This is a genomic window from Vibrio sp. 05-20-BW147 (assembly GCF_013369385.1).
Classification (GTDB): Bacteria; Pseudomonadota; Gammaproteobacteria; order Enterobacterales; family Vibrionaceae; genus Vibrio; species Vibrio floridensis.
The window spans coordinates 22492-34724 of record NZ_SZTO01000027.1 but is presented as its reverse complement, the minus strand read 5'-3'; the positions used below and the strand labels follow the sequence as shown (position 1 = coordinate 34724).

Annotated in this window: 12 protein-coding genes and 1 tRNA gene; 9 read left to right on the top strand and 4 right to left on the bottom strand. The window is 44.1% G+C overall.

From position 1 onward, the window contains the following. The first annotated feature begins 184 nt into the window (after positions 1–184). From FC652_RS18505 to FC652_RS18495, 3 genes are all read left to right on the top strand, one after another. Positions 185–275: transfer RNA gene (locus FC652_RS18505), tRNA-Ser, on the top strand. Between the two features lie 179 nt (positions 276–454). Next, positions 455–616 carry a helix-turn-helix domain-containing protein gene (locus tag FC652_RS20855; RefSeq protein ID WP_176299721.1) on the top strand — a complete coding sequence of 54 codons (162 nt, stop codon included), beginning with the start codon at positions 455–457 and terminating at the stop codon, positions 614–616. Between the two features lie 18 nt (positions 617–634). After that, positions 635–760, top strand: a complete 126-nt coding sequence (locus tag FC652_RS18495; protein WP_237287547.1) for a winged helix-turn-helix domain-containing protein — start codon at positions 635–637, stop codon at positions 758–760. Positions 761–1031: 271 nt separating this feature from the next. Here the strand turns inward: FC652_RS18495 and FC652_RS18490 are convergent, their stop codons facing one another. The 3 genes from FC652_RS18490 to FC652_RS18480 form a co-directional block, all read right to left on the bottom strand. Beyond that, on the bottom strand, positions 1032–2276 hold the full coding sequence (locus FC652_RS18490) for an OFA family MFS transporter (protein ID WP_176299720.1): 1245 nt from the start codon (positions 2274–2276) through the stop codon (positions 1032–1034). 617 nt (positions 2277–2893) lie between these two features. After that, positions 2894–3250 (bottom strand): YibL family ribosome-associated protein, encoded by a 357-nt coding sequence (locus FC652_RS18485; protein ID WP_176299719.1) that lies wholly within the window; start codon positions 3248–3250, stop codon positions 2894–2896. A 119-nt stretch (positions 3251–3369) separates the two neighbouring features. Continuing rightward, the gene (locus tag FC652_RS18480) at positions 3370–4257 is read right to left on the bottom strand and encodes an AraC family transcriptional regulator (RefSeq protein ID WP_176299718.1); all 888 of its coding nucleotides are present in this window, start codon (positions 4255–4257) and stop codon (positions 3370–3372) included. A gap of 153 nt (positions 4258–4410) precedes the next feature. Here FC652_RS18480 and FC652_RS18475 point away from each other — a divergent pair, with 153 nt between their 5' ends. Next, entirely contained in the window at positions 4411–5610 is a 1200-nt protein-coding gene (locus FC652_RS18475) for a sugar efflux transporter (RefSeq protein ID WP_176299717.1), read from the top strand. Between the two features lie 11 nt (positions 5611–5621). Here FC652_RS18475 and FC652_RS18470 read toward each other — a convergent pair whose 3' ends face one another. Beyond that, complete coding sequence (locus tag FC652_RS18470) at positions 5622–6389, bottom strand: ABC transporter substrate-binding protein (RefSeq protein ID WP_176299723.1); 768 nt, start codon at positions 6387–6389, stop codon at positions 5622–5624. Positions 6390–6601: 212 nt separating this feature from the next. Here FC652_RS18470 and FC652_RS18465 point away from each other — a divergent pair, with 212 nt between their 5' ends. The 5 genes from FC652_RS18465 (at position 6602) to FC652_RS18445 (ending at position 12221) form a co-directional block, all read left to right on the top strand. Continuing rightward, entirely contained in the window at positions 6602–7084 is a 483-nt protein-coding gene (locus tag FC652_RS18465) for a murein L,D-transpeptidase family protein (RefSeq protein ID WP_176299722.1), read from the top strand. 249 nt (positions 7085–7333) lie between these two features. Next, positions 7334–8221, top strand: a complete 888-nt coding sequence (locus FC652_RS18460) for a DMT family transporter (protein ID WP_176299716.1) — start codon at positions 7334–7336, stop codon at positions 8219–8221. A 161-nt stretch (positions 8222–8382) separates the two neighbouring features. Next, positions 8383–9336 (top strand): L-lactate dehydrogenase, encoded by a 954-nt coding sequence (locus FC652_RS18455; RefSeq protein ID WP_176299715.1) that lies wholly within the window; start codon positions 8383–8385, stop codon positions 9334–9336. Between the two features lie 332 nt (positions 9337–9668). After that, entirely contained in the window at positions 9669–10703 is a 1035-nt protein-coding gene (locus tag FC652_RS18450) for a PotD/PotF family extracellular solute-binding protein (RefSeq protein ID WP_176299714.1), read from the top strand. 186 nt (positions 10704–10889) lie between these two features. Then, a complete protein-coding gene (locus tag FC652_RS18445) occupies positions 10890–12221 on the top strand; it encodes a ferric reductase-like transmembrane domain-containing protein (RefSeq protein ID WP_176299713.1) in 1332 nt (443 codons plus the stop codon). The last annotated feature ends 12 nt before the right edge of the window (positions 12222–12233 follow it).

Sequence of the window (12233 nt, the reverse complement as noted above, 5' to 3'; positions counted from 1 at the left end):
CCATTCCGAACTCACCATTCCGAACTCAGAAGTGAAACGAAATAGCGTCGATGGTAGTGTGGGGTTTCCCCATGTGAGAGTAGAACATCGCCAGGCTTACTTACCGCTTTTAGATTGTTAAAATCTAAGAGCAAAACTAAAACCTAGCATTATTTAAGTAAGACTAAGTTTTAGGACAATTTGTGGAGAGATGGCTGAGTGGTTGAAAGCACCGGTCTTGAAAACCGGCGTACGTTAATAGCGTACCTAGGGTTCAAATCCCTATCTCTCCGCCACTACATAGAAAGCCTGCAAAGTAATTTGCAGGCTTTCGTCATTTCTGGTGTTTGATAAATAATACTAATCTAAGAAAATATGATCTGATTGAGGCCATTCACGATAGGACTTAGTCGCTATGGACAGCCTCAATAATATCGATTTTAAAAAGCTCGCAAGCCAGCAGAAATCTATTTAGATGAAAATGAGGCTGCTGGCCTTTGCTCATTTCAAAGATAGACGCTTTCGCACCCAAATCGCCAAGTTTCTTAAGGTGAAACGAACCAGTGTTAATAATTGGGTTCAGACTTTTCTTGAAGAAGAATTAGAGGGCCTGAAGGAAAAACCAAGAGCTGGATGACCTACCGGTGCCTATATCGTGAAAGAATTTGCTCAACACTACCACCCTGACTTTATCTATTACCTGCTCGATCACATGGGCTTTTCATGGATAACTTCCCGCTCAAACCACGCTAAGCAATCTCAAACAATACAAGGCGATTGAAAAATTAAATTTCGAAACGATCCTTAAGGCCCCAGGACATATCGCTTTAGAGAATGTTGATGCTTGGTTTCGAGATGTAGCCAGATTTGGCTACAAAACAACACGGTTATGCTCCTGGAGTAGCAGAGTGTACTAAGATTTATTCGGCTATCTTAGGCAGTTTATTCAAGCTCCAACTCGCAAAATACTCTGACAGCGAGCGTATATCATAGTCTGTTTTAATAAAGAAAATGCCGCAAAAAGCGGCATTATTGGATGTTGAGTGAGTTGATTAGGCTGTAGCTGTTTCTAAATTGTCTCGTGCTCTGGTGATATATCCTTTCATCAACATCGCCACAGCTAATGCGATCACAAATGTATCGCCAAAGATGTAAAGCGTAAGCTCGTAGCTTCCTGTCACTGATCTTAGGTACGCAGCGATTTGCGGTCCTGCCAAGCCAGCAGCGGCCCATGCAGTAAGGATGTAACCGTGAATAGCACCAAGTTGTTTGGTACCAAATAGGTCGCCAATAAAGGCGGGCAGAGTAGCGAAACCGCCACCATAGCAAGTCATGATGGTGAACAGCACCACTTGGAAGAGTAGAACGCTACTGATATTTGGCAGAGTCGCAAACAAGACGATTTGCAGCAAAAAGAACGTGATATAAGTATTGGCACGTCCTAATGAATCAGACAGCGTTGCCCATCCCAAGCGCCCGATTCCATTAAATACCGCCATTAGACCAACAACAGCCGCCGCTTCAGTCGCACTTAGTCCAATCGTTTCCTGCGCTAGCGGGGATGCGGAATAGATCACCCCAATACCACAGGAAATATTAATAAACATCATTATCCACAACCAGTAAAAAGGGACTGTCTTAACGGCTTCATTCGCGGTTTGTTGAGTCAGATCTTGCACTACGCGTTTAGTTCCGGCTGCTACGGCTTCTTTCATACCTTCAGGCATCCAACCTACAGGTGGTCGCTCTAGGTAAAGAGCAGAAAGTGCCATCACTGCCATGTAAACGAGACCTGAAGAGTAAAAGGTAAACGGAATAGAAAAGTTTTCCATTAAGTAGCCAAATACCGGGCCACCGATCATTGCACCGAAGCCAAAGCCCATAATGGCGAGACCTGTCGCAAAACCACGTCTATCCGGGAACCATTTGACTAGGGTTGAGACCGGTGTGATATAACCGATCCCCAAGCCAATCCCTCCAAAGACGCCGTAGCCTAGCCAGAGCAAGTAAATATTGCCAATAGAGGTACCAAAGCCAGCGATCAACAACCCTATTCCCCAAAATGTTGCGGCTAGCAATCCTGCTTTTCTTGGGCCATGTCGCTCAACAAAATGTCCCATGATCGCTGCAGAAAGCCCTAAAAAGAAAATAGCGAGACTGAAAGTGCTTGCAACGGCGGAACGGTCCCAGTTAAAGGTCTGTTCCAAAGGGAGATTGAATACGCTCCATGCGTAGACAGAGCCAATAGAACCGTGAATACCCACGGCTGAAGCGGCAATTAACCACCTATTTTTCATATCGAAGTCCTGATTAGATTAATAAATCAGATAAATATGTTAGTTATATAAATGTTAGTATGGTTGATTTGCGTCAATTTCAATTGATGATATATATTGTTACACATTCTTTTTGCTTAGATCTTTAGAGAAAATAAACCATTGGTGGCTATGAAATACTAAAAAGAACGAATGTTTATTTTTTGGGGATTTGTATTATTTCATTAAAAACAAATAGATAATTTGCTTTTGGTTGATTGCTTTTAAGTTTGAAATTATTTTTTCAACTGTTGAATAGAAATTAATTTCATATTTAATTGTTAATGAGAAAAAACTCGAGCGACATTTGATTTATCTATTTTTTTAACATGAGGCTATAGAAGAACAGTACGATTTATGGTGTTGAAAATCTTATTTTTAGTATTTAATTCTGCTAGTGTCATATATTCGATGTGTTCATTTAAAATTAATCGTTGTTTTTTTATTATTGTTCTGTCTGTGCGATGTTTAATCTAAATACATTTAGTAACAGTTAGAATGTTGCAGTGTGAGTTGGCGGATTTTTGGTTACATCAGTTGCTCTCTCAGAAACGACAGAGCCTCACAGCTGGAGGCTCTTGTAGATGTTAACCTGTGTTTTAAAACGCTTGTGGCGCGAACCCCGTCATGGCTTCAAGACGAAGTTCTTTACCCATTTTTGTCATAGGGTGAACGATAACAAGCCCTTTCACTCGTTTTTTGAGTTTGCCAATGTCTGCCTGTTCTTCTTTTGTTATTTCACGTGAGAATGGGAGATCGAGGATGCTTTTACGCTCTTTATTCATTTCGTACTGTTGCTTGTGCTTTAACTGAGAAAGCTTTTTAGACAGCTGATCGACTTCATCGGTGAACTTTGTGATCATTTCCTGATCGCCGCGAGATCGAGCTGCATCAAGCTTACGTTGAAAGGTATCTAAGCGGTTGTGCAGTTGTTGGATGTCGGATTTAATACTCATGACGATAGTCTCAATGATAAATGGGCGTGAAGTATATCACAGTACAAAAAGTGGTATCTATAGCCAAATTTGCGCGGAAGATGTCGACACTTTCCATCGATTTAGCTTGGTAAAGAGCTTTAGCGGAACTGGGCGCGAAATTCGGAAGGGGTCATGGATTTTACCTTCTTAAACTGACGATTAAAATTTGAGAGATTGAGAAACCCTGTTTCTTCCGCGATCAACTGAATTGGCAGTTCGCTTCTCACCAACTGTTCGCATGCTTTACCAATACGATACTGTTTGAGATGTTCCGAGAAACTACACCCATAGTGCTTTTCAAATAAACGGTAAGCAGAACTCTCACTCATATGAAGTGTAAGGCACAGGTCGTCGATGCGGATTGATTTGGCAAAGTTGTTCTCAATAAATTGTTTCGCCAGTAGAAGGCGTTTGTTTGTCGATTCGTGCTCGCTGCTTGTTTTTAGTTGGTAAGGTGCATGAGAGACTCGCTTGAACAGCGTATCTTCAGCAAGCATTAGAAGAGCCTCGATGACGCCAAGTGCTTGAAATTTTCTGCTCTTTTGAGAGAGAGAACTTAGTAGTTGCGCTGCCATTAAAGAGCTTTGCTCACTAAAGCGTAAACCGTATTTTGATTCTCGTAGCATACGCAGTAAGGAGTGTGCTTCAGGTATGGTTTTAATCACGTCTTCGATCCATTGGTGACTAAACCAAATGATGATAGTTCTATGGGGGGAGTGATGTGCATGGTTGACCGTCCCTGTGACCATGTGTGGTAAGCCAGGTCCGTAAAGCAACAACGTGTTGTGTGTTGCTCTTTCAATGGCATCTCCAGCAAAGTACTTTCTATCGAAGATGTTCTCTGGATCTGAATATAAAACCAGCTCATATTCAGCGTGATAGTGCCATGGACAGGCAAAATCAGCGATTGGTCCATCACAACGATATTCTTTCACCAGCCAGGTAAAATTACTTTCGCTGAGGATGTTTTCTATAAAAGGTTTCATACTGAGTTCCGTAGATAAACACAATACGCTCAAATTCAGAGTCACAAATGACTGAAAAGTATTACTGATAGGCGGATTGACACCACTTTATTCAGCTTATAGTCGTTAGACTAGCCCTTAAAATGTATTCTTTGAAGTCAGCTGGAAAACCACATGTATCGTGATCGTACCGCAGTTTTATTTGTTCTCACCGCGACAATAATCGGGTTGTGTGGAGCGTTTTTCTACCCGTTAACGAGCTTGTTTCTCGTTGAAAAACTCAATGCGACACCTGTGATGCTGAGTTTGTATATGGTGGTAGCGGTAGTCAGTTCGGTCGTTGTATCGCAATTTATTGCCGTGAAATCTGATCGCGGTTGGAAGCGAAAAAGCATTCTTATTCTTTCGGTAAGTTGCCAATTGGTCACGATCAGCAGTTTTATCTTTATTGATGAATATTTTGTCGCCGTTGCGGTGGTCGCTTTGTTGGGGAGCATTAGTGGCGCTGCATTTGGTCAGCTTTTTGCCCTCGGTAGAGAATATGGCGATCGCCACGTGGCGGATAGTGCCAGTTTCGTCTCGACCATGCGGGCCGGTATTGCGATTGCGTGGGTGTTTGGTCCTCCGCTGGCATTTTTGCTCAAAGCGAGTTACGGTTTTGAAGCCTCCTTTTCCGTTGCCGCGATCATCATTGCGACATCAGTGTTCGTGATATCTATCGGTATACCTAATGTAGAGCGCAAACAAAGTCAGCCAATAGAGTCTACAAGGCCAAAGAAAAAAGGGATAAGTTCGCTCAATCCGTTGGTGGCTATTTATTGCCTTATTATTGTGCTGGCGTTTGCTGCCAACAATCTTTACATCGTTTCGATGCCGTTGTATCTATCTCAAGAGCTGAAAGTTGACGCAAACTGGCTTGGTGTTCTGTTTGGTGTCGCTGCGTTGTGCGAGATTCCGGTGATGCTGTGGGCTGGAAAGTTAGCCAAGAGATGGAGCGCATTAGCCGTTATGAAAGTGGGTATTGCTTCAGGTGTGCTTTTCTACGCCGTGATGTTAGTGGCTGCCGACTACACACATCTCATCGCTGCTCAGCTACTCAATGGTATTTTTATCGGTACGTGCGCAACGCTGGGGATGGTTGTCATGCAGGATATGATGAAAGACAAGTTAGGTACTGCTTCAACTTTGTTTTCCAACATGTTGCAGCTAAGTATGCTGGTGTCGAGTTTGTCGGTCGGCGTGGTTGGTGAACTATTTAATTACTACAGCAGTTTTTACGTGAGTTTGTTTGGTGTCTCTTTAGCACTGATTTTACTGATCTGCTGCCAAACTAGACTCTCTGCTTCGGCTAAGCTTGTACCCAACTCAAATTAGCCCGTAGAGAATCAATGGTAGTATTGCTGATAAATGGAGTCAGTGATGCCGGAGATTTTCATCTCCATCAGCTCTTTTTGAAAACGAAACGCGAGGCAATCCGAGGCGATCACTGTAGGGAAGTTGATAGCGCTTTGTGGCTGACGGCCATCAAAGCTTAGATTAGGCACTTCCGAATAGTGGGAAGAGTATCGGGAAAAACCCAAATAGATGGGTTGGATGCCTCCGCAACAGTCTGGATGTACTTTCACATCTTGAGGTTGTTCTTGTTTTAGATAGTAGAGCAGAGATTCTCGATTATAGATGTAAAAGTCCCCACGCTTTTTACGCAGTAGTTCGAAGGCGTCTGCAATGGTCATTTCCGGTGCGGAGTAGATAGAAACGCCTTTCAGCCCGCTAGCAAAGCCTGGAGACCCCAAAGCTTGTACAACGGTATAGCCATCAAGCTGTGATAATGCCGTTATGTCGGGAAAATCTGCGCGTGACACCCCTATTTCTCCCCCCGGAAAACCATTTTCAATGAAATAGGTATAACGTGCTCGTGTTTCGTTGTAATTGAAAGCGGGATAGAAGTCGATATCGCCAGCCTCTAGTAGTTTAAGAATGCGGTTTTTGGGGCCCCTAATGATCTTGAGCTTACAGCCTATGCGTTCTGCGGCTACCGAATAAAAGTCTAAATAAAGGCCACTGTTATCGGGTGACTCTGCAATGAGCGGTAAGCGTTCATTGGTTCTATATCCCATGGTTAGCGTGCAAGACAATGCGACCTGGGAAAACATCCATAAAACCATGGTGCAAACCAGCCAACGATATAAATTAAAGAAAACAAAGGAGTAGGGAAATGTGCGTTGGTGTGTCATTGGCATTTTCCAGCAAATCTCACTGACTATGCATAAAGCATAGCGCATACTTGATGTTTTCTACCACGCAGTTGTCCGTTCTTTTGCTCGTCCGGTATAGTGTTGGAAACGCTTTTCTTAAATGGTGAATGATGCGATTACTGTTGATGCTATTGATACTCTGCATTGGCTCTGGCTGCTTTGCAAGCGAGCAAGTTGACTGGGTAAAAGTGGATAAATCAAAACGGAGACTTTACCTCATGTCGGGTGAGGAAGTGATACGTGAGTATCGAATTGCGTTGGGTAAGCAGCCAAAGGGGCATAAGCTTCAAGAAGGGGATCAACGCACCCCAGAAGGGATTTACACGCTGGATTATGTGACAGAAGAGTCTGCCTTTTATCGATCTGTACACATCAGCTACCCGAATCCGTTTGATAGCTTGCAGGCAAAGGAAAAAGGGTTTTCTCCTGGTGGTGACATCAAGGTGCATGGCCTGCGTGATGGTGAACAGCGAGATCCACGATTTGTGCAAAGCTTTGATTGGACGAACGGCTGTATTGCGCTCACCAACCAAGAGATGGATGAGTTTATCCGTTTAGTTAAGATGGGCACCCCGATCCATATTGAGTGGTGATTTTTCTGGTTGTCTCATTTGCATTGCGAATGCCAGTGCTCCCGTCTTCAACCCCTATCGCCAACAATCTGATTTTCTTTGTGATTAATGGCCATTAAATTCTCATTTATTGGGAATTTATTGGCCTACTGTGTCGCGATATTGGCGGCGTTTTGGCATTATGTTTTTGCTCAATAAATATCCTGCTTATGCTGGGAAATAATAACCAACGAAGAGAACCTTCTTCAAACAAGTAAAAGAGTAAAACTTTTGAATTCTGAACGTAAAGCTGCCAGCATTTTAATTCTTGCAACGATCCTTTCTGCCTTTGGGTGGATATTTTCTAAAGAGACCATACAAGGGCTACCGCCATTTGGTTTTATTGGCCTGCGCTTTTTAATCGCTGCACTCTGCTTGCTCCCTTTTTGTTATCGCTCTCTGTTTAAAGCCAGTTGGGGGGATATTCGCTCCGCAGCGTTAGTGGGATTACTCTTAGCCACGGCCCTGATGAGTTGGATTCACGCTATTTCCATCAGCGACACCTTGGGGGAAGGGGCATTTATCCTCAGCCTCTCCATGTTGATGGTGCCATTTGTTGCTTGGGTGCTGTTTAAGCAAAGACCCAAACGCATTTTCTGGGTCTCTTTGCCGATTGCCGCGTCGGGGTTGGCTTTCCTCTCTTTGGCGGATGGTTGGCAGAGCTCGGTCAGTCAGTTGTGGTTTCTGTTTAATGCGGTCGTTTTGGCTTTGCACTTCAATATCAATAGCAAATATTCGCAAACACTCCCCATCTTGGTTTTAACCTGTATTCAACTGTTTGTGACGGGATTGATTGGTTTGTCGGCCAGTGTGCTCTTCGAAAGCGTGCCGACTCAGATAGATCCTACTATCTGGGCTTGGTTTGCGGCGAGTACTATTCTTGCTACTGCCTTGCGATACGTGATGCAGACAATGGCGCAAAAGCAGATCAATCCTGGTAATGCGGCGCTTATCATGATCCTCGAACCTGTTTGGACTGTGATACTGAGCGTACTGTGGTACAGCGAATCTCTATCCTCAAACAAGTTGATCGGCTGTGGTTTAATTCTATTCTCGCTCATCTTGTACCGAACCGATGGTAAGCTAAGCTTGTTAGTGAAGAGTCGAAAATCTGTATAGAGAGAGCGAAAATTCGCCAATTTATCGACTCATATGTCGCTAAGAGAATGGAAGCTAGATGTTTCAACTTAATTATGTCTTATTGGCCAAATAAAATGGAAGTTAGCGGCTTAATCAGCATAAAATTGTGATCTAAGTTGTACTATGTCAGGGAATGGATGATGAAAATCGGGGTAATTGGCGCTGGCTCAGTGGGTGTGGGCATTTGTAACTATCTTCTCACGATGGGAAGTGTCAGTGAATTGGTGCTACTGGACCAGAACTTAGAGCGTGCAGAAGGGGAAGTGTTCGATTTTCGCCATACGGCTGCGCTCACTTTTTCAAAAAATACGCATATTCTCCCTACAAAAAATTATCTCGATCTCTTGGCGGCAGATATCGTTGTGATTACCGCTGGAGCACAAATTAAGCAAGGACAAACTCGCATCGACATCGCAGAAATCAACGCGAAAATTGGCGTTGATATTGCTAAACAGGTGGAACGAGTTGCACCGAACGCCATCTTAATCGTGGTTTCTAACCCTTGTGATTTGGTCAGCCACTTCATCATAAAAAATACGACATTTAAACCAAGTAAGGTGATCAGTAGTGGTTGTGTGATTGATACAGCGCGTCTGATGACGATCGTTGCCAACCGAGTGCAGTTAGACCCTAAAAATGTTTTCGGTTACGTATTGGGTGAACATGGCAGCCACTGCTTTACACCAAAGAGTCTGATTTCCATCGCAGGGCAACCCGCAGACTACTATTGCGATACCAACCATATTAAACGTATCGATGCTGACGAACTGCTTGAGTCGGTAAAACAAGCGGGATACGAAATATTTAAACGCAAACACAACACCACACATGGCATTTCTGCCAGTGTCTTTCGCATCATCCAAGCGATTATGATCAACGAGAAGTCGGTCCTACCGGTTGGGACTATGCTCACTGGCCAGTATGGCCTTCATGATGTACTGATAAGTTTGCCGACGGTAATCGGCCGTCAAGGTGTAGAGAAAGTGCTGCTTCACCCGTTTAGCCCAGAAGAAGCGGCGAGACTGCATGAGATAGCCAATGCGGTAAGTGCCGTTGTTGATCAAGTAGCTGAAGCGACAGGTTTGAATGCCTAAGCTTTCTTAAAGCATGTTGGAGAACGCCAGCAAATTTGCTGGCGTTTTCGATCTTATGAAAAAGAAAGGAATTGGCAATTTGTATGTTTGGATTGCAGGACAAGTTGTGGATGAAATCTTCATTTTTTGCTCAACTTAACGAGTGTTTTTGAGCACAAAAAAGTCGTGCTAGCACAAGCATTTTCCTCTCAGCCCTTGGTTATCAACCCTGTTTTTTCCGATAACAAATTTTTATCTTAATGAATAATTAATTTTTCTTTCAAATCATTAACAATTGCCTAATTATGCGCGTGACCCCCAGCATGGTGCTGGTATTGTTTGGACAGCAAACTATGAAGTTATTAGTCAAAGGATTGGTTCTGAGCGCGCTCGCTTTTACCTCAGCTTCTCAAGCTGATAATGAGGTAATTAACGTTTATGCTTGGGGAAGTTACTTACCAGAAGCCTCTTTAAAAGCATTCGAAAAGCAAGAAGGTGTCACGATTAATTATTCAACATTTGAAAATAATGAATCGATGTATACCAAACTCAAACTATTGAAAGGCTCGGGTTACGACGTCGTTTTTGCTTCCGCCTATTTTATTGAAAAAATGGGGCGTGAAGGCTTACTTGCAAAATTGGATCACAGCAAAATTCCTAACATGCAAGACACAATGGACGGTCTGCTCGGTCAAGCTCACGATCCTAAGAATGACTACTCTCTTCCTTACATCTGGGGGATTACCGGAATCAGCTACAACGAAAGCATGGTTGACGCACCTGTCACCCGTTGGGCAGATTTGTGGGACAAGAAATACGCACAGCAAGTAATGTTGATTGACGATATTCGTGATGTGTTTGGCATGGCGCTAAAACTGAATGGTTACAGCATCAACACGAAGAATGAAGAAGAGATCAAAAAAGCATACGACTCTTTGGTGGCGTTAAAAGGCAACGTGTTGTTGTATAACTCAGATGCTCCGCAAGTACCGTACGTTTCAGGTGAAGCTTCAGTTGGTATGCAGTGGAATGGTAACGCTTACCAAGGACAGGTTGAGATGCCAGAGCTGAAGTTTGTGATGCCGGAAGAAGGCGCGGTGATGTGGATGGATAACTTTACCATTCCATCAGGTAGCAAACATAAAGAGATCGCGCATAAGTTTATCAACTTTATGTACCAGCCAGAGCATCAAGCAGAGATCGTAAATAGCTTGGGATATGCCTCTGCAACGAAAGCTGGACGTGCACTATTACCGGATGAACTGAGAAACAACCCAACGATTTTCCCAGCAGATGAGGATGTGAAGAAGGGTGAGTTCATTAACGACGTAGGCCCAGAAGCGTTGGCCATTTACGAGAAATACTGGCAGCGTTTAAGAGCACAATAAGCCATTATTTACTAAGGAGCGCAATGCGCTCCTTTATTATTGAGCACTATCCGCCTTGTTCTCACCCCCCTCATCAGCCAGATGAACTCTAGCACTTACCCTTTACCCAAATTTACATGCTGGCGACGTTGATTTACGTTAGGATTGTTACTCTAAAATAACCTTATAATTTAAGTGGATTTGGTTATGGACAGAGTAAAACAATCGATAGGGATAGCCGTCGTCATCGTGACGCTTTTGTGGTTGCAAGCCGAACCTTCGCTTTTCTCTTCACAAAATGTGTTTCAATGGCGCTCAGCCTTCGTTCAATACTCCGGCATCTTGGCACTTATGATGTTCTCTGCCGCTATGGTGCTTGCGTTGCGCCTTCCCACCATTGAGCGTTGGACTCAGGGAATCGACAAAGGGTATCGGATCCACAAATGGCTGGGTATTGCGGGTTTATCGCTCGGTGTGTTTCATTGGTTTACCTACCATTTACCTAAATGGTTAATCTCTCTCGAATTGCTGGAAAAACCGGTTCGCTTCGATGGCAGTGGCCCACATGGCCAGCTTTCTGAATGGGGCGTGTGGTTAAAACAAGCGAAACCTGTCGCTATGGCGATGGGGGAGTGGGGATTTTATCTGCTGATTGCGTTAGTCGTGGTGTCGTTATGGTCGGCCGTGAAGTACAAATCCTTCCGCTTGAGTCATCAATTGATGCCAGTCGCTTACCTATTCATTGCCGCGCATGCTTTTATTTTGCTGAAAAAAGCCTATCTGGGCACGCCTATTTATTGGGTCACGTTATTGTTTTTAAGCGTGGGAAGCTTGGCTGCGATCTACAGTTTATTTGGACTGATAGGCAAGAAAGTACGCTATGCAGCCCAAGTGACTCGAATCCATTATTGCCCGAATAGCCAAACGTTGGATCTGATTGTCGCGGTTGAAAACCGATGGAAAGGACACAAAGCGGGTCAGTTTGTTTATCTACGTTTTGCTGGTGAAGAGCCTCATCCCTTTACCATTGCCAGTGCGGCGCAAGGCAATCAACTGCGTTTTCTTATTAAAGAACTGGGCGATTTTACCACCGGTTTACGCGATCGAATCCGGGTTGGTGAGCGGCTTGAAATCGAAGGGCCTTACGGTCAGTTTGATTTCTCGGCAAATAAAGCGCAGATCTGGATTGGTGGTGGCGTTGGGATTGCCCCGTTTATGGCTGGTTTAGACGCCTTAGCGGCAATAGAATATTCCCGGCGCGTGCATCTTTTCTTCTGTTGCCAGAAAGTGGATCCGCAGATGTGTGAAGAACTTAAGCGTAAAGCGCACACCGCTCACGCTTCACTGACCATTATCGATGCGAGCGTGGACCCATTATTGACTGCGGAAGACATTGCTAAGCAATGCGGTGACCTGCGCGACTATGAGTTTTACTTCTGCGGGCCTGTGGCGTTCTCGCATGCCTTAAAGCAAGCGCTAAAACCCTATCGGGTCGATATCCATCAGCGCTTCCACGAAGAGTGGTTTGTGATGCGCTAACAAGAGAAAACG

Excerpts from the sequence above, each read along its gene's own strand:
- FC652_RS18490 (WP_176299720.1), bottom strand. The coding sequence starts at position 2,276 with ATGAAAAATAGGTGGTTAATTGCCGCTTCAGCCGTGGGTATTCACGGT.
- FC652_RS18480 (WP_176299718.1), bottom strand. The coding sequence starts at position 4,257 with ATGAAACCTTTTATAGAAAACATCCTCAGCGAAAGTAATTTTACCTGG.
- FC652_RS18470 (WP_176299723.1), bottom strand. The coding sequence starts at position 6,389 with ATGTTTTCCCAGGTCGCATTGTCTTGCACGCTAACCATGGGATATAGA.
- FC652_RS18485 (WP_176299719.1), bottom strand. The coding sequence starts at position 3,250 with ATGAGTATTAAATCCGACATCCAACAACTGCACAACCGCTTAGATACC.
- FC652_RS18450 (WP_176299714.1), top strand. The coding sequence starts at position 9,669 with ATGAAGTTATTAGTCAAAGGATTGGTTCTGAGCGCGCTCGCTTTTACC.
- FC652_RS18465 (WP_176299722.1), top strand. The coding sequence starts at position 6,602 with ATGCGATTACTGTTGATGCTATTGATACTCTGCATTGGCTCTGGCTGC.
- FC652_RS18475 (WP_176299717.1), top strand. The coding sequence starts at position 4,411 with ATGTATCGTGATCGTACCGCAGTTTTATTTGTTCTCACCGCGACAATA.
- FC652_RS18455 (WP_176299715.1), top strand. The coding sequence starts at position 8,383 with ATGAAAATCGGGGTAATTGGCGCTGGCTCAGTGGGTGTGGGCATTTGT.
- FC652_RS20855 (WP_176299721.1), top strand. The coding sequence starts at position 455 with ATGAAAATGAGGCTGCTGGCCTTTGCTCATTTCAAAGATAGACGCTTT.
- FC652_RS18445 (WP_176299713.1), top strand. The coding sequence starts at position 10,890 with ATGGACAGAGTAAAACAATCGATAGGGATAGCCGTCGTCATCGTGACG.